The 16,548-nt window shown below is 73.2% G+C and carries 13 protein-coding genes; 9 read left to right on the top strand and 4 right to left on the bottom strand.

Annotated elements, in window-relative coordinates; genetic code table 11:
- The first annotated feature begins 4 nt into the window (after positions 1 to 4).
- On the top strand, positions 5 to 373 hold the full coding sequence (locus ACWDBB_RS01485) for a ricin-type beta-trefoil lectin domain protein (protein ID WP_449787684.1): 369 nt from the start codon (positions 5 to 7) through the stop codon (positions 371 to 373).
- Between the two features lie 109 nt (positions 374 to 482).
- A complete protein-coding gene (locus ACWDBB_RS01480) occupies positions 483 to 1,199 on the top strand; it encodes a hypothetical protein (RefSeq protein WP_449787683.1) in 717 nt (238 codons plus the stop codon).
- 86 nt (positions 1,200 to 1,285) lie between these two features.
- Here ACWDBB_RS01480 and ACWDBB_RS01475 read toward each other — a convergent pair whose 3' ends face one another.
- Positions 1,286 to 2,194 carry a UTP--glucose-1-phosphate uridylyltransferase gene (locus tag ACWDBB_RS01475; protein ID WP_402399100.1) on the bottom strand — a complete coding sequence of 303 codons (909 nt, stop codon included), beginning with the start codon at positions 2,192 to 2,194 and terminating at the stop codon, positions 1,286 to 1,288.
- A 235-nt stretch (positions 2,195 to 2,429) separates the two neighbouring features.
- Here ACWDBB_RS01475 and ACWDBB_RS01470 point away from each other — a divergent pair, with 235 nt between their 5' ends.
- The 3 genes from ACWDBB_RS01470 to ACWDBB_RS01460 all read left to right on the top strand — a co-directional run bounded on the left by ACWDBB_RS01470 (position 2,430) and on the right by ACWDBB_RS01460 (position 5,244).
- Complete coding sequence (locus ACWDBB_RS01470; protein WP_449787682.1) at positions 2,430 to 3,746, top strand: hypothetical protein; 1,317 nt, start codon at positions 2,430 to 2,432, stop codon at positions 3,744 to 3,746.
- The gene (locus ACWDBB_RS01465; RefSeq protein WP_449787681.1) at positions 3,740 to 4,372 is read left to right on the top strand and encodes a RipA family octameric membrane protein; all 633 of its coding nucleotides are present in this window, start codon (positions 3,740 to 3,742) and stop codon (positions 4,370 to 4,372) included. The genes ACWDBB_RS01470 and ACWDBB_RS01465 overlap by 7 nt, the downstream gene beginning before the upstream one ends.
- 140 nt (positions 4,373 to 4,512) lie before the next feature.
- The gene (locus ACWDBB_RS01460) at positions 4,513 to 5,244 is read left to right on the top strand and encodes a TetR/AcrR family transcriptional regulator (RefSeq protein ID WP_449787680.1); all 732 of its coding nucleotides are present in this window, start codon (positions 4,513 to 4,515) and stop codon (positions 5,242 to 5,244) included.
- Positions 5,245 to 5,287: 43 nt separating this feature from the next.
- Here the strand turns inward: ACWDBB_RS01460 and ACWDBB_RS01455 are convergent, their stop codons facing one another.
- Both ACWDBB_RS01455 and ACWDBB_RS01450 read right to left on the bottom strand, forming a co-directional pair.
- The gene (locus ACWDBB_RS01455) at positions 5,288 to 7,072 is read right to left on the bottom strand and encodes a penicillin-binding transpeptidase domain-containing protein (RefSeq protein ID WP_449787679.1); all 1,785 of its coding nucleotides are present in this window, start codon (positions 7,070 to 7,072) and stop codon (positions 5,288 to 5,290) included.
- Between the two features lie 200 nt (positions 7,073 to 7,272).
- Entirely contained in the window at positions 7,273 to 8,511 is a 1,239-nt protein-coding gene (locus ACWDBB_RS01450) for a cytochrome P450 (protein WP_449787678.1), read from the bottom strand.
- 194 nt (positions 8,512 to 8,705) lie between these two features.
- Here ACWDBB_RS01450 and ACWDBB_RS01445 point away from each other — a divergent pair, with 194 nt between their 5' ends.
- Positions 8,706 to 9,335, top strand: a complete 630-nt coding sequence (locus ACWDBB_RS01445) for a hypothetical protein (protein ID WP_449787677.1) — start codon at positions 8,706 to 8,708, stop codon at positions 9,333 to 9,335.
- 278 nt (positions 9,336 to 9,613) lie between these two features.
- The gene (locus ACWDBB_RS01440) at positions 9,614 to 10,270 is read left to right on the top strand and encodes a hypothetical protein (protein ID WP_449787676.1); all 657 of its coding nucleotides are present in this window, start codon (positions 9,614 to 9,616) and stop codon (positions 10,268 to 10,270) included.
- Positions 10,271 to 10,361: 91 nt separating this feature from the next.
- Here ACWDBB_RS01440 and ACWDBB_RS01435 read toward each other — a convergent pair whose 3' ends face one another.
- Positions 10,362 to 13,568 carry a M28 family peptidase gene (locus tag ACWDBB_RS01435; RefSeq protein ID WP_449787675.1) on the bottom strand — a complete coding sequence of 1,069 codons (3,207 nt, stop codon included), beginning with the start codon at positions 13,566 to 13,568 and terminating at the stop codon, positions 10,362 to 10,364.
- A gap of 356 nt (positions 13,569 to 13,924) precedes the next feature.
- Between ACWDBB_RS01435 and ACWDBB_RS01430 the strand changes: the two genes are divergently transcribed.
- Complete coding sequence (locus tag ACWDBB_RS01430) at positions 13,925 to 15,358, top strand: helix-turn-helix domain-containing protein (protein WP_449787674.1); 1,434 nt, start codon at positions 13,925 to 13,927, stop codon at positions 15,356 to 15,358.
- 310 nt (positions 15,359 to 15,668) lie between these two features.
- Entirely contained in the window at positions 15,669 to 16,526 is an 858-nt protein-coding gene (locus ACWDBB_RS01425; RefSeq protein WP_449787673.1) for a sterol desaturase family protein, read from the top strand.
- Positions 16,527 to 16,548: the final 22 nt, after the last annotated feature.

Here is a 16,548-nt window from a genome sequence, read left to right as displayed (position 1 = left end):
GTGCATGCGGCCCGCCGCCGGTCTCGTCGGCTGGGGCATCGAGCGCGCCACCTGCGACGGCAGCGACAACCAGAAGTGGCAGGACGGGGCAGACGGTGCCCTCGTGCACAGCGCCTCCTCGCTCTGCCTGGACATCCCGGGGTGGAACGGCAACCTCGGCGCCCAGTTGGCGCTGTACTACTGCAACGGCGCCAACGCGGCCAACCAGCACTGGTCCTCCAGCGCGAACGCGCCCAGCGGCCCGTCCTACACCAGCACCCTGACCCCGCAGTACGACGCGCAGGGGAACACCACCAGCCGCACCACGGTCGGCACCACCACCCTTCCCACTTCGATGTTTGCTGGGACTGTCCGCTGCCGGACGGTCCGATGACCTGATCCGCACTCAGGCCGCTGCCCGCCGCTTCGGCGGCGGGCAGCGGCCGCCGTAGCACCCCAGGGACATCGCCACGGTCTGCCTGGACGGGACGGCCGCCGACGATGTGACGGCCGCCCTCACCGAGGCCCTCGCCCCCTTCGCGCACGATGCCCAGCCGGTGGACGGCCGCTGGCAGGGCGAATGGGACTGGTGGCACGTCTACGGGGGAGACGGTGAGCACGGCCTGGCCGTCCGCTCCGGTCATGAGAGCGACCCGCGACTGATCCGCAGCCCCGTCTGGCTGGACGGCTCCCCGCGCCCGGCGCCGCCGGCGCACCGGTGTGACGGCGGACCTCGAGGCCTCCTCGACCTCGACACCGAGCGCACGGCCGCAGCCGTCGCCGCTGCCCGGGAGTGGGACGACTGGTCGGCGTTCGCCGCGCGGTTCCCGCCCGCGCGCTCCCTTCGGGCGATGTCCGAACGCGGCCCGTCGGCTCCCCCCGCCGACGGCTCGCCCTATCAGGCGTTCAGGGAACAACCGCTCATGCGCGCTCTTGTCGCCTGGCGGCAGTCCGACCCGAACGCCCCGACATGGACCAGGGACTCGGATCCCGTCTGGCGCTTCGGCGAGAGCCGCGAGCAGTACGCACATCGAGCCGCCGTACGGGTCCGGACCACGAACGTCCTGGTCACCCTCGACGGCCGGTGGACCGACTGCTTCGAGTACGCCCCCACGCCGCAGCAGCCGATCGCCGCCGACGCGTACTTCGACTTCGCGGACCGGTACCTCCGCGAACTGCCGGACGACGCCCTCATCGTCCGCGTCCGATTCCATTCGTGACACCGAGCACCACCGGAGCGGGGCCGCCACCACCACGGTGGCGGCCCCGCTGTCCTGTCAGCGCGCCGACGGTCGTGCCCCGGACCCTACCGGGCGGCCGCCGGGGAGAGCTCCGCGGCGAGCCGGCGCAGCTCGGGCCCGTACTCGGGGTTGGCCAGCGCGGCGGCGAACTGGGCGCGCAGGTAAGCGGCGGGGTTGCCGGTGTCGTACCAGGTGCCGGCGATGACCTGCCCGTACACCGCCCGCCGGGCCGCGTAGGCGTTGATGGCGTCGGTCAGGTAGACCTCGTCCTCGGGCTTCTCGTGCCACCGGAGGGTGAGTTCGCGCAGTTCGTCGACGATGCCGGGGGTGATCACGTAGCCGCCGATCGCCGCGTACGAGGAGGGCGCGTCGGCCGGCTTCGGCTTCTCGACCAGGCCGGTGATCCGCAGTGAGCCGCCGCCCAGGTCCTCCTTCACCACCGGCACGCCGTAGCGGTAGGAGTCCTCGGGAGCCATCGGCATCAGCGCGAGCACCGGCGCGTTGGTCTGCTCGTACGCCCGGATCAGCTGCTGTGCGCGGGGGACCTCCGCCACGAAGACGTCGTCGGGCCAGAGCACCAGGCAGGGCTCGTCGCCGAAGTGGCGGGCGGCGTTCAGCACCGGGGTGCCGTTGCCGTAAGGACCGTGCTGGTAGAGGTAGCTGATGTGGCCCTTGCGGGACAGCTCGCCGACCTCCTCGACCGCCGCGGCGAAGGCCGCCTTGCCGTCCCGGCGCAGCTGCTCGACCAGGACGGGGTTGGGGCGGAAGTGCTCCTGGATCAGGCCCTTGTCGCCGTTCACGACGATGGTGATGTCGGTGATGCCGCTCTCGACCAGCTCGCGCACGGTGTGCTCGATCACCGGCTTGTCGCCGACCGGCAGCATCTCCTTCGGCGTGGCCTTGGTCAGCGGCAGGAGGCGGGAGCCGAGTCCTGCGGCGGGGATGACGGCTCGGCGGATCGTCCTGGGGGCCATGTGACGCCCTCTCGTTCGGCGGTGGAGCTGCGCCGGGGTGACGCGGCGGCACCGCCGACGCTACCAAGAGCCGACGTGGTGTCGAGTGGACCGTCGGTGTACGGGAGTTGGCCCCGCGGCGGCCTTGGGGCGTCGCGCCGCACCGGAGTGCCGCCCTCCGCGTTGCGCTGCCCCTGCCCCAGGGTGTAAACACCCGTTACTTTGTAACGAACCATCAGGGGAGCCGGAGGGGAAGTTGACGCTGGATCTGCGGCGACAGGGGTCGGTCGAGGAGGACATGGTCTTCTTCGCGATGCCGTACGAGGACAAGGAGTTGCCGAACGGCAGGACGGAGAACTTCGACGACCTGTACGAGGGACACTTCGAGGACTGGATCAGGAACTGGGACCTGCGCGCCGAGCGCGCTGACAAGGTCCCCGGCACCACCGAGAGCGCGATGGACGTCGCCTGGGCCGGGATCGACCGGGCCGGGATCGTGGTCGCCGACCTCTCCGTCCCGTCGACGTCCGTGGCCATGGAGCTGGCCTGGGCGCTGTGCCTGCGCAAGCGGCTGGTGGTGATCGCGCACAAGGGCGCCCAGGTGCCCAGCAACGCCCTGGGACAGTTCCGGGTGGTGTGGTACGAGTGGAGCGTGCGGGGCCTGTTCGAGCTGCGCAGGAGCCTGCAGGCGGAGATCGAGGCCCTGCGCCGGCAGCCCCGCGCGCCGGAGATGGACCTGCGGCCGTACACGCCGGAGGATCGCCAGCGCGCCAGAGCCAGGGTGGAGGAGGTCAGCGAGGACCACATCCGGGTCCGTGACCTCCGCAACCCGCGCCGGATCGCCGAGATGCACAAGCGCGACATCGGCTACCACGAGACCATCCCGGACCACATGTCGCAGCGCTTCCACGTCGGTCGGGACTACCCCGGCTTCTTCGTGTACCGGGACAACGTGCTGGTCTTCACCCAGCAGGAGGGCGAGGACCCCTGGGACGGCTGGGAGCGGACCTACCAGCGCGGCGCCGTGTTCACCGCGCGGGTCTACCAGGTGAACAACGCGGGCGTCTGGGTCGAGCTGCCCGGGGGCGGCCGCTCCCGGATGCGGGCGCACGAGGCGGCGGGGCTGAAGGAGAACGACGAGGTGCAGGTGGTGATCCGGTGGATCGACCGGGTGCGCCAGCGGATCGAGATCGGTGCCGCGAACCCGCCGGCCGGAACCTCCGCCGCATTCCCGGCCGTTCCGTTGCAGGCCCTGTCGCTGGAGGACTACCCGCGGCCGGGGGAGCGGCAGGGGGCCACCGTCACCGTCGTCAACGAGTCCTTCGTCCTGGTGAGGTTGGACGACCACCCCGAGCTGCCCACGCCGGCGCTGCTGCACGCGCGGCGCATGCTGCCCGCGCTCCGCGAGGAGCTGGAGGCGGGCAGGCTGGCGGAGGGCCGGCGGGTCCTGGTCGACGTCGAGGAGGTCGGCCCCTCGCGGACCAAGCCGGGCCGGGTCGACATCCGGGTGCGCGAGGTCGAGGGCGAACTGCCGCCGCAGGGCGGGTCGGTTGCGGAGGTGCCCGCGTGGTGAGCCCCGGCCAGGCACCGTCCGTCCCGCCGTCCGTCGCACCGTCCGTCCCGCCGTCCGTCCCGCAGGCCGTCGCGCCGCCCACCCAGTCGGCCTCGCCGCCCGCCCCGCCGAACCCACCGACCCCGCTCGACGCGAGGCTGTGGAACGGCCTGGTCGGCGCGCGGGAGTACGAGGCGGGCGAGAAGTACCAGGCGGCCGTCCTGGAGCAGTACAAGCTGTACGTGGAGATGGCGGACCGGGTCAGCGCCCGCCGCAGCCTGACCAACACCTTCTTCCTGACCGTCAACGCCGCCCTGCTGGCCGGGGTCGGCGCGGTCCGGGGCGGCGCGCTGGAGGGGCTGCCGACCTGGGGGCTGGTGGTGGCCGGCCTGGTGGCGGTGGGGCAGTGCGCGGCCTGGTTCCTGCTGATCGCGTCCTACCGGCAGCTCAACCGGGCCAAGTACCGGGTGATCAACGCACTGGAGCAGCGGCTTCCGGCGCGCGCGTACGATGCCGAGTGGGTGGAGCTCGGGGACGGCAAGACGATCCGGCGGTACCTCCCGCTCACGCTGGTGGAGCTGTGGATCCCGGTGCTGTTCCTGCTCTTCTACCTCACCGCCGGTGCCGTGGCGGTGAGCCTGGCCTGACGGTGAAACAGGGGGCCGGGCAGCGCCGCGACATGTCCGGCCCGGCGTCGGTGCCGCCCCGACGCCGGGTCAGACCCGGGGGTCGGTAGGATACGACGCATTCGAACGTGCGATCGTCGGGGCCTGGGAAGAGCGGGAAGATGAACACGCTGACGCGACGCGACCGACTCCGTCTCCAGATGTCGGAGGACGTGCGGGCCGTCGCACGGGACATCATCGCGGCGCGCGGGGTGGAGGCCCTGAGTCTCGCCGAGATCGCCCGGCGGGTGCAGGTGACCCCCGCGGCGCTCTACCGGCACTTCGAGAACCTGGCGGACATCGTCCGGCACGCCGCCCGAGACATCGTCGCCGACCTCGCGCTGGAACTCCAGGCTGCGGTCGACGCGCAGGCCGAGACCGACTTCGCGGCCCGGCTGATCGCCCCCACCCGGATCTTCCGCCAGTGGGCGCTCGCCCACCGCGAGGAGTTCAACCTGCTGTTCGGCACGCCGACGGCCACGGCGGCGGGCGCCCAGACGGACATGAGCAGCGACTGGGTCCGCCGGCTCTCCGAGGTCTGGGGCCCGGTGTTCGTGCAGCTCTGGAACGCCCGCCCCTACCCGGTGCCGGCCGACGACGAACTGGAGCCGCTGCTGCGGCAGCAGATGGCGGCGTACCGTGCGGCGACCGGAGTGGAGATGCCGCTCGGCGCGGTGGTCGTGATGCTCTCCAGCTGGCGTTCGATCTACGGCCAGGTGGCGCTGGAGGTGTTCGCGCACTTCGCGCCCCTGATCGTCGACCAGGAGCCGATGTTCGAGATGCTGATGCGGGACCTGATGGACCGGATGGGCCTGGGGGCGGACTACCGGCCGCCGACCCCCGCCGGAGCGTAGGTCGGCGGCCGGCCGGACCGCCTGGGAAGGCGGCCGCGGGCCGTCAGCCCTTGTTGCCCGCCTTCAGCACCTGCGCCGCCGCCACTCCCGCCGCGCTGAAGCCGTGCCCGCCGCCCTCGACCTCGGCCGCGACGGCGAGGTCGCCGCGGTAGGCGATGAACCAGCTGTTGTTCGCCTGGCCGCCGGCCTCGACGGTGCCGGTCTTGGCGCCGATCTGCCCGGACAGCCCGGCCATCGGGGTGCGGGCGGTGCCCTGGGTGGCGGTCTTGGCCATCATGGCGCGCAGGTCCCGGGCGACGTCGGCGGGGAGCTTGCCGGGCGCCGTCACCCGCTTCACGTCCTCGCGCAGCACGGGCTGGCGGAATGTTCCGCTCTGCACGGTGGCGGCGACCGAGGCCATCGCCAGTGAGTTGGCCTGGATCCGGCCCTGGCCGATGTACGCGGCCGCGGCCTCGTCCTTGTTCCCCGGCGGCGGGATGGTGACGTCCCGGCTCGGGACGCCGATGTGCCACTCCAGACCGAGGCCGAACTGCTCGCGGGCCACCGAGGCCAGCGTGCCGGGCTGGAGCTTCTCCAGGCCCTTGTCGATGAAGCCGGTGTTGCAGGAGTGGGAGAAGTCGTCGGCGAGCGTGTAGGACGGGAAGTCGCCGGGCTCGTCGTTGTGCCAGGCGCGCGGGGAGTTGGTGGTGGCCTTGCACGGCACCGCGGTGTCCGGGCTCACCCCGGCCTCCAGCAGGGCGGCCGAGGTGATCACCTTCATCGTCGAGCCGGGCGCCTGGCCGCCGGCGAGCGCGCGGTTGAAGCCGCCCTGCGGGGCGTACGCCATCGCCAGGATGAAGCCGGTGCTCGGCTCGATGGCCACCAGTGAGGCCGGATTGCCGTTCGCCGACTGCTGCTTGACCGCCTCCTCGGCCGCCTGCTGGAGGTCGGCGTCCAGGGTGAGCCTGACCTTCGGGGCGGTCGGCGGGGTCAGCACGAACAGCTGCTCCGCCTCCGCGCCGCCGCCCGCGCCCGAGAGCACCACGGCCTGGCCGGGCGCGGTGGTGCTGCCCTCCGGCGGGGTGATCTGGGGGAGGACGGCGCGCAGCGAGGGGAAGGCGTCGAGCGGCCGGCCCTTGCGGTCGGTGGGCTTGGACACGGCGTTGGGCAGCGCCTTCACCGCGATGGTCCGGCCCGGGGCGAGCTGGGGGTGGATCACCGAGGGCTTCCAGCGCACCACGGGCCGCCCGTCCTGGGATCGGACGAAGCTCAGCACGCTGTCGTACTCCCAGGCGTCCGGGATGCCCTCGAACTCCGCCTTCACCCGGAAGCCGAGGGCCGGCTCGCTCGGGGTGTCGGCCGGCGCGCGGCCCGTCCCGGTCAGCGCGAGCGAGCGGGCGCCCACCTGCTCGTGGAACGTGGCCAGCGCGGCGCGGGCGCTCTCCGGGTGGTCCGTCAGGCCGGCCGCGGCGGCGATGTCGCCGCGGCTCCAGGCCGCCAGGAACTCCTTGGCCGCCGCCTCGGCCTGCTCGGCGGTCGGCGGGTCCTGCGGGGCCTTCGCCACGGTGGCGGAGCCCTGGTGGCCGCCGCCGGAGGGGTCGTTGTCCGTCACGGCGTTCAGCACGTTGTAGGCGCCGTAGCCGCCGACCGCCAGCAGGGCGGCGAACACCCCGCCGGCCGTCACCATCACGACCCGGCGCGCGGTCGAGCCGCGCCGGCCCCCACCGCCACCGTCCTCGTCGCGGTCCGGGCCGTCGAGGTCGTCGAGGTCGTAGTCGACGTCGTCGGCGGCGAGTTGGTCGTACTCCTGATGACCTTCGTGCCTGTTGTCCCGGTGTTCCTCGAACACGCTTCCGTCCCCCCTGCGATCCTTCGTCTGCCGCGGGCCTGTCCCATTCGGCGGATCGGCCCGCGGGCCCGAGGCCGGACGAGAGTCCGTTCGGGCGCGGATCAGCCTATGCCGAGACGGATGGTCGGTCGACAGCCGGGCCGGTCCACCCGATCAATGCGGCGCGGGCCCGGAAGGTTGCACACGTCTTCGGGCCCGCCTCAGCCCAGCACCGCCGGCGTCGGCCCGTCCGGCCGCACCGTGATGCTGTACGCCGCCCCCGCCGGCCGCGAGCGGAATGCCAGGGGCCCCATCGGCAGCAGGAGTTCCAGCAGCGCCGTGGTCTCGCGCAGCGCGAACTGGGTGCCCAGGCAGGCGCGGGCGCCGAGGCCGAACGGGAAGTACGCGCCGAGCTGCCCGGGGCGGTCCGCGCCGGGGGCGAAGCGGTCCGGGTCGAAGCGCTCCGGGTCGGGCCACAGCGCCGGGTCGCGGTGGGTGAGGTACGGGCAGACCAGCACGTCCGTCCCGGCGGCGACGCGGTGCCCGGCGATGACGTCGTCCTCGACGGCGTGCCGGGGGAGCAGCCAGGCGGAGGGGTAGAGCCGCAGGGTCTCGCTCACCAGCGCCTGCGGATCGGCCGTCCGGGCCCCGGGGTGGCGGTCGAGCAGCAGGAAGAGCCAGGTGAGCGTGGTGGCCGTGGTCTCGTGGCCGGCGACGAGCAGGGTGACCAGCTCGTCGCGGATCAGCCGGTCGGTGTACTCGGGGTACCGCTCGCCCGCCTCGACCAGCACCCGGAGCACTCCGGGCTCGTCGGTCGGGCCGGCCGAGCGTGCCGCGTCGATCGCCGCGTGGGCCACCGCGTCGATCCGGGCGAGGTCCCCGGCGACGGCGTCCCGGGCGTCCGCCGCGTCGGTCGGCAGTTTCGGCATCGCGGCCACCACCCGCTCCACCGACCGGAGTTCGTGGTCCGTCCGGTCGTCCAGCGGCAGCCCGGTGAGCGCCCGCCAGACGGTGTCCAGGGCGAAGCGGCGCATCTCCTCGCCGAGGTCGAAGGTCTCCCCGGTGCGCCGGTACCCCGCCCAGCGCTCGGCGGTGCGCTGTGCCGCCGCGGCGATCCGTTGCTCGTAGCGGCGCATCCCGGTGCCGGTGAACTGCGACTGCAGCAGCCGCCGTTGACGCTTCCAGGCGTCCCCGGCGGCGGACAGCACGCCGTCCCCGACCAGCATCCGGGCGCGGTGCGAGCGCTTGACGTACCGGTCCGGATGGCGGCCCAGGACGTGCTGCACGGCGGCCGGGTCCGTGACCAGGACGGTCGGCGTCGGGCCGAGCCGGAAGGCGGCGACGCCACCGACGCCGCGCTGGGTGCGGGCCAGCAGGTCGACGAGCTCGGCCTCCTCGGCCCGCCACTGCTCGACGACCTCGGCGGCCAGTTCCGGTACCGGGCGGGTGTCCGTGCTCACGGGGTGTTTCCTTCCGGTCTGCTGACGGTTCGTCCGTGCCGACCGACTCTATGCCAGGGCGCCCCCGGCCCGGGTTGCGCCGACCGGGCGGCGGGCGGCGGCCCGGGCAGCGCGGCACCCCGCCGCACGGCACCCGTCCGAGTACCGTGCGGCGGGGCCGAACGGCCCTGATCGCTGCGCGGATGGGAGAACGCATGCCCGGGAACCGGCACTTCGGAGGCGGCCCGACCGGCCGAGCGGCCCGGTGGCTGGTGGCCGCCCTGCTCGTACCGGCCCTGGCGGCCTGTGGCGGCGGCTCCGGTCAGAACGGCAACGGCCAGAACGGCAACGGGCAGACCTCCAGCCCCCAGCCCGACGACCAGCGGACCAAGGCCCGCGAGACCGAGGCGAGCTTCCAGGACGCCGGCGCGGTGTCCGCCAGTGCGCGGGGTTCCGGCAAGAGGGCCGTCGTCACGTTGAGGAGCTCCTCGCCCAAACCGGTCCAGGCCCTCGTCAGTGACGTCACCGACTGCACGCACAACGCCGAGCACGCCACCCCGAGTCAGGCCGCGGTGACCGTGACCGACCACGGCAGCGAACCGCTGGAGTTCACCCTCCCGACGTCGAGCGGAGCGAGTCGACCGATCTGCTACACGGTGGCCATCGGAGGGGAGAGCCGGGAGCTCAAGGCCGTGGGGGAGATCACCGGTACGGCGTCTCCCAGCCCGGGCGTGCCCACCACCGGCAAGACCGGTCCGACCGGCGGATCGACGAGCCCCGGCGGGAGCGGAACCCCGTACCAGGGCAACGGGGGGACCGGGACCGGGACCGGGAGCACCCCCTGAGCCCTGCCGGGGAGGACCGGCCCGCCGATGCCGAGGACCGGCCCGCTGAAGCGGAGGACCGGCCCGCCGACGCCGAGGAGCGGCCGGCCGCGAGCCCGTGGCGCGGCTGGATCAGCACGCTCGCGGGCTGGATCGCCCCGACCACCTTCGTCACCGCACTGCTCTTCTTCTTCGGCTACGCCTACACCGACGCGCTCTACGGCTACTTCGGCATCGACGCCGAGACGATCGGCTTATCCACCCAGGAACTGCTCCTGCGCAGTTCCCCGGCGCTCTACATGCCCGTCGGGGTCGCGCTCAGCGGGGTGCTGGTGGCGGCCCTGGCGTTCCCGCTGGTGTCCGGCGCCGCCCGCCGCGGTGCGGACGCTTCCCGGGTGCTGCGCCGGGTGTGCGTCACCGCCGTCCTGCCGGTGGTCGCGCTGCTGGCGCTCGGCCTGGCGGCGGGGTTCGAGGTCATCGACGCCGGCCCGATGGGCACCCCACTGCTGATCGGCGGCGGGCTGCTGTTCGCCCTCCTGGCGCGGCTGCTGTACGTGCGGGGCACCGGCGCGCCGTTCCCCGCGGCGGGCGAGCGGGTGGCGCTGGGCGTCACGGTGGCGATCCTCGCGCTGTGCGCGTACTGGGCGGTCGGCAGCTACGCCCAGCAGAAGGGGGCGGCCGACGCCGAAGCGCTCTCCCACAACCTCCAGGTGCGGCCGGCCGTCCTGCTCGACACCTCGGAGCCGCTCGCGCTGGACTGGCCCGGGGTGCGGGAGACGCCACTGCCGGACGCGGGGGCCGGGTCGCACTTCCACTACCGCTACGAGGGCCTGCGGCTGCTGGCGCAGTCCGACAACCGGATGTTCCTGATCCCGCGGCGATGGCTCTGGGAGACCGGCAACGTGCTGGTCCTCCCGGTCGATGCCGGTGTCCGGGTGGCCTTCCACGCCGGCTGAGTGCCCGCCCCGACCCAACACGGCTGCGCCGCGGCCCGTCCCCTCGACGGACCGCGGCGCAGCGGCTTCACCGGGTGTCAGAACACCTTGATCACACCTGCTGCCAGAGCGCGGGCACGATCGGCGGCTCCCAGCCGACCTGGGCGGTGTGGCCCTGGAGGCAGCGGTAGCCGACCCCGTCGTAGGTCACCACGTCACCCGCCTGGTAGGTGGTGCCGGGGGTCCAGGTACCGCCCGGGTCGGTCGGGCCGTTGCCCACCACCAGGGAGAAGCTGGTGCTGTGGGTGGCCGAGCCGGTCCCGGTCAGGGTGATGCTGTAGGTGCCGGCGGCGGTCGAGGCGGAGGTGGCGACGGTGAGCGTCGCCGAGCCGCCGGACTGCACCGAGGACGGGTTGAAGGCGACCGTCACGCCGGCCGGGGCGCCCGAGGCGGTCAGGTTGACCGTCTGGGCCGTGCCGGAGGTGGTCGAGGTGGCGACCGTCGCGGTGGCGGTCTCACCGGGCTTGACGGTGGCGGTGGTCGGGTTCACCGAGACGGAGAAGTCGTTGGTGGGCGTGCTGCCGCCGACCGAGGTCTTCCAGATGGTGTACGCCACGCCGTCGGCGTTGCGGTTGAGCACCGTCGCGTCGACGTTGCCGGTGGTGTCGCAGGACGAGTGGTAGCAGGAGTCGTAGGAACGGCCCGCGGTGCCGCCCCACTTGGCCGCCTGCGCAGAGGTCTTGGTGTCGCTGGCGCCGGCCGCGTAGCCCGAGGTCGGGATGCCGGCCTGCTGGAAGGAGTAGTCGTCCGAGCGGCCCTGGCCCTCGACGTTCTCCTCCGGCTTGAGGTTCAGCGAGTCCCAGTAGGCCTTCATCGGCGCGGCGGCGGTGGAGTCGAGGTTGTTGATGAAGTAGCCGGCGTTGGTCGAGCCGATCATGTCGAAGTTGTAGTACGCCTTGATCGCGGAGCGCTGGGCGGAGCTCAGCCGGCCGACGTAGGACTGCGAGCCCTGCATGCCCTGCTCCTCGCCGGTCCACCAGGCGAACCGGACGTGCCGGGTCAGGCTGGGGTTCTGCTGGGCGAGCACGAGCGCGTTCTCCAGCAGGGTCGCCGAGCCGGAGCCGTTGTCGTTGATGCCGGGCCCGGCCGAGACGCTGTCCAGGTGGGCGCCGAACATGGTGACCTGGTCGGACGGGCCGCCGGGCCAGTCGGCGATCAGGTTGTCGGACTGGTACGTGCAGGAGGTGCAGGTCTGCTCGGTGACGCTGTAGCCGGCGGCCTGGAGCTTGCCCTTGATGTACGCCAGCGACTGGCTGTGTCCGGCGCTGCCCGCCCGGCGGTGGCCGCCGTTCTGGTTGGCGATGGTGTTCAGCTGGGACAGGTGGGCCTGGATCCTGGCGACGTCGATGTCGGGCGCGGGCCCGCCGGGGTTGCCCCCGCCGCCGACGGTCAGGCCGTACTGGGCGGTGTGGGTGGTGGCGCCTGCGGTGCCGGTGACGGTGATCTGGTACGTCCCGGCCACGGCCGCCGCAGAGGCGGACAGGGTCAGTGTCGAGGACGAACCGGCCTGCACCGACGAGGGGTTGAAGCTCGCGGTGACGCCCGAGGGCAGGCCGGAGGCGGCCAGGCCGACGGTCTGGGCGGTGCCGGAGGTGACGGCGGTGCTCACGGTCGACGAGGTCGAGGTGCCGGGCTGGACGGAGCCGGAGGCCGGGCCGAGCGAGAGCGAGAAGTCGTTGGTGCCGGACGGCGTGCAGGACGGGTCGCCGCTCTGCGCGGGGACGCTGACGGCGTCCCAGGCGGCCTTGGCCCGGTTGAAGAAGGTGCAGCTCGCGTCCAGGCTCTTCGCCGCCGTCAGGGTGGCGGTGCGGTAGCGCTTGTAGGTCATGCCGCTGGTCTTGAGCAGCATGCCGCCGTAGAAGACCCGGCCGGCGTCCTTGATCCCGATGCCGGTGACGGAGGAGTTGTTGCAGGTGGGGCTGGTGGGCTTGCCGCCGCCGGGGTTGGAGCCCTCGGCGAGCAGGTAGAACCAGTGGTTCAGCGGGCCGGCCGCCGCGTGCTCCTCGGTCTGCGGGATCGACGCCGAGTAGCAGTTGGGGTTGTTGCTCACCAGGGAGGGGTTGTACATGTTGCGGATCGGGCCGTTTCCGACCAGGTTGATCATCTCGCCGACGGTGTAGTCCGGGGAGTCGTAGGGGGCGGGCTCGTTGGCGTAGGCCTCGGTGAGCGCGCCCATGATGTCGCCGGTGGCCTCGCCCAGGCCGGACTCGTTGTTGGCGCCGCCGGGGGTGTACTGGTCGATGCCGTGGCCGAACTCGTGGCCGACGACGTCGATGGCGGCGATCCACTTGTTGGCCTGGCTGTGGCCGATGGATATCGTCGAGCCGTCCCAGTAGGCGTTGACGTCGCTGAGGCCGACCTTGACCGGCCAGCTGCCGCCGTTGCCGTTGTGCCCGTTGCGCCCCAGCCAGTCGCGGAGCATGTCCCATTCCTTCTGGGCCGCGAACATGGCGTCCCCGCAGCCGGTCTCCTTGCTGGAGGCGCTGCCGGTGCCCCAGGAGTCGCCCGACTTGGAGAACACCTGACCGGTGCCGTAGTCGGAGCAGGAAAGGCCGGGCCGGTTGGGGTCGCGCAGCGAGTACGAGCCGCCGGAGCCGGTGGTGCTGATGGTGACCGGGGAGGGGCCGTTCCACTCGCTGTTGACGGTGCCCGCGCGCACGTCGTCGTAGCGGTCGACGACCTCGCCGGTCGCCGCGTCGACGAAGACGTGCAGGCGGCTGGGTGCGCTGCCCCGGTGGCCGGTGAGGACGGTCTCCCAGGCGAGGCGGCTGCTGCCGTCCTTGACCCGGACGACCAGGCGACGGGACTCCACCGAGTCCACGGCGGGCAACTCGGTGCGGGCGGTCCGCTCCGCCTGGTCGGCGCCGACCTGCGGGGTGACCGAGCCGCCGACGGGGCCGGGGGCGGCCGACTGCAGGGCGCGGACCTTGCCCTGCCCGTCGGCCAGGACCACCGCGTCACCGCCGACCACCGGCAGGCCGCGGTAGCTGCGCTCGTACGCCACCGAGTACAGACCGCCCACCCACGGGGTGACGGCCTTGCGTTCGTAGGTCTCGTCGGGGCCCTTGGCCAGGGCGTCCAGGCCGGCCGCGGCCGCGGCGTCGGCCGCGTTCACCGCGGCGGCCAGGGCGCTGGGCGGTGTCGGGGAGGGGGCGGGTGCGGCGCCGGCCGGGCCCGCGGTGGCGGCGATCATGCCGGCCAGTACGGTCAGGGTGGTCGCCGTGGTCAGCAGCCGGCGTGCGGAAACTCTGCGTTGCATCGAGGCTCCTCGCATGTGGGGGTCCTCGACCGCGGACGACCAGGACTGGTGGCGCACCGCAGGGCCGCGTCCGGGGGACGGCCGTGCGGGCCGTCCGCGCTCGGGTGCCCGAACCCTCACACGACGTCATGCTCAGGTCAATGCCTGGTGCGCTCGAGGCAAGGACTTGGCGAATTTCGTCAAGGCGGCAGGCCCTTCTTTGCGTCAAGCTGGGGTTTTTCTCACGTGGTTGAGACCACGTCATGTACGGCGCGGGTGTCGATCGAGTACCGTCCTCGTCATCGGAGTCGTCGGAACCACTGGAATCGTCGGCGGCCGTGCGAGCGGCCGGGGACGACGCGCCCGGGGAGGCAGCCGTGCAGCGCAACCGTGTGGCCCCCGCGGCGGCGGTGCCGGCACCGCCGACCGGCCGGGGCCAGGAGGCCTGGCGGGAGTTCGGCGCCCGGCTGCGGCACTGGCGGCGCCGGGCCGGCCTCACCCAGGCGCAGCTCGGCGCCGGGATCGGTTACGACCACACCGCGGTCAGCAAGATCGAGCACGGTGCCCGCCGGGTCACCCCCAGGACCGCCGACCGGATCGACGACCTCCTCGGTGCCGCCGGTGAGTTGAGCGCCGCCTGCCAGCGCGCCGAGAGCGCCGAACTCTGCCACGTCAACGCCTTCTCGCCCGCCCTGCTCCGGCCCCCGCTGCCGGGCGGGGCCCCGTCCGGCCCGCCCGCCCCGCTGCCGGCCCCCGCTCCGCTGCGGCTGCCCGACTACGGCCTGCTCTGCCCGCTGCACGGCGCCGAGGGCTGTCCCGTCCCGGAGCCCGGGGAACTCGGCGATCTGCACGCCGAGTTCTGCGCCCCCGAGACGCTCGGCGGCCGGGCCGCCGCCCGCCCGCTGGACGCCGTCACCGCGCACGCCCTGACCGGGCTGCTCGCCGCCCACCTGCGCTCCGGTGAGACCGGCGACCGGCCGGTCCTGGCCGCCGCCGTCGAGCGCACCCTGCGCGCCGTGCTCGCCCGGCTCGCCACCGCCCCCGCCGCGCAGCGCGGCCCGCTGGTCCGGCTGGCCGCCGAGCACGCCCACGCGGCCGGCGCGCTGCGGATGCAGGACGGCCGCAACGCCACCGCGATGGCCAGCTACGACCGCGCCCTCACCTGGGCCGGACTGGCCGCGGACCAGGCCACCCAGGTCGGCACGCTCAGCGACATGAGCATCCTGGCCCGGCTGGACGGGGACCCGGTCGCCGCCCTCGGCTACGCCCGCGAGATGGAGCAGATCGCGCCGGGCCGGCACTGGGCCGGGGCGATGGGACGGATCAGCCGGGCCCGGGCGTACGCGCTCACCGGCGACGTACGGGCGACCGTCCGGCAGATCGGCCTGGCCCGGGCGCACCTGGACCACATCGGCGCGCAGGACGAGGTCGACGTGCCCTGGCTCTCCATCGCCTCGATGCGGATGCGGGTCGAGTCCGCCGCGGCCGCCGCGCTGCGCGACGTCGCCGCGGCCACCGACGACCCCCGGCTGGCCCGCCGGGCACTGGACGCCACCGAGACCGCCCTCGGCCTGCTCGGTCCTGACCAACTTCCCTCCAGTCGCCTCCTCTTCACCGTCCGGGCGGCGGACTGCCACGTCTGCGCGCACGACCCGGCGGCGGCCGTCGACCTGCTCGGCCCGGCCCTGGAGGCGACCGGCGCGACGGCCCTGCCCGCGCTGGTCGAGTACGAACTGCGCGGTCTGCGCGATCGTCTCGCGGCGCACGCGCCCCGTGCCGCACACCGGTTGGCGGAGCCGGCCCGCTCCTGACCCGGCGGCGCTCCGTGACCCTCCGGCGGCGACCGTCGTCCGATGTGGCCGGATCGGGCGCCGTGCGCGGCGGCGCGAGAGGGGGCGCGCCAGCGCCCGGCACCCCGCACAGCGGTCCTGTCACACCGTCAACTCCCGCCGTTCTCGAAAATGCGCCCCTTTCGCGCCGTACAAACGTCAACTTCGTGAGCGTATAGTCCGCCGATCGGGTCATTCATGGAGTTAACACGTCGAATGACTGTCACGGCGCGTGTCTGCCGCTAGAGTCTCTGACGTTTCCAGTTGTTAGTCCGCGAAGAACGGGGGGCGCGTGCTGTCAGCCATTGCCCGCCGGCTCGCCCATCCGCTACTGCTCCTGGGTGTGCTGTGCACGGCCGTCGCAACCCTGCACTTCCACTGGGCGCCGGACCGGGTCTCCCCGCTCTTCCTGGTCGCCGTCCTCGGATATCTGGCGGTCCTGGAACGGGTGATCCCGTACCGGACCGACTGGCACCCGAGTCGACGTGAACTCGGCTGGTACAGCGTCTACTTCGTGCTGAGCATGGTCGGCGGGGCACTGGCCCAGGGGCTGGTGGCGGCGCTGGTGGAGATACTCGGCCCGGCCCATCCGGCGCTGCCGTTCGCGATGGAGATCCCACTCGCGCTGCTGGTCGGCTCGCTCGGCGACTACCTCGTGCACCGCTGGTCCCACCGCAACCGGTGGCTCTGGCGGCTGCACGGGGTGCACCACGTCCCGGACAAGGTGAACGTCGCGAACAACGGCGTGAATCATTTCCTGGACGTGTTCGTCGCGCAGTCCGTGGTCCAACTGTCGCTGGCGCTGATCGGATTCTCGCCGGATTCAGTGTTCGTGGTCGGAATATTCGTCCTGGCTCAGGGGTATTTCGTCCACGCCAACATCGAAGTCCGCATCGGCCCGCTCGGCCACGTCCTGGCCGGGCCGGAACTCCACCGCCTGCACCACAGCACCGACCTCGCCGAAGCCGGCCACTACGCCTCCGACCTCTCGCTCTGGGACCACGTGTTCGGGAGCTTCACCTGGCGGCCCGGCAGAGTGCCGAAGGCCGTCGGCCTCACCGACCCGGCCGCGTTCCCCACCACCGGTGAACTCGGCGCCACCCTGCTGCACCCCTGGCGCCGGGCGAAGACCACCGAGCAGTCCGTCTGAACCCGGCCCCCGAGAGGCCGCT

The sequence above is a fragment of the Kitasatospora sp. NPDC001095 genome (genome assembly GCF_053598615.1).
This window is presented reverse-complemented; position numbering and strand designations above follow the sequence as displayed.

Excerpts from the sequence above, each read along its gene's own strand:
- ACWDBB_RS01475 (WP_402399100.1), bottom strand. The coding sequence starts at position 2,194 with ATGGCCCCCAGGACGATCCGCCGAGCCGTCATCCCCGCCGCAGGACTC.
- ACWDBB_RS01485 (WP_449787684.1), top strand. The coding sequence starts at position 5 with ATGCGGCCCGCCGCCGGTCTCGTCGGCTGGGGCATCGAGCGCGCCACC.
- ACWDBB_RS01440 (WP_449787676.1), top strand. The coding sequence starts at position 9,614 with ATGCCCGTCGGGGTCGCGCTCAGCGGGGTGCTGGTGGCGGCCCTGGCG.
- ACWDBB_RS01445 (WP_449787677.1), top strand. The coding sequence starts at position 8,706 with ATGCCCGGGAACCGGCACTTCGGAGGCGGCCCGACCGGCCGAGCGGCC.
- ACWDBB_RS01435 (WP_449787675.1), bottom strand. The coding sequence starts at position 13,568 with ATGCAACGCAGAGTTTCCGCACGCCGGCTGCTGACCACGGCGACCACC.
- ACWDBB_RS01460 (WP_449787680.1), top strand. The coding sequence starts at position 4,513 with ATGAACACGCTGACGCGACGCGACCGACTCCGTCTCCAGATGTCGGAG.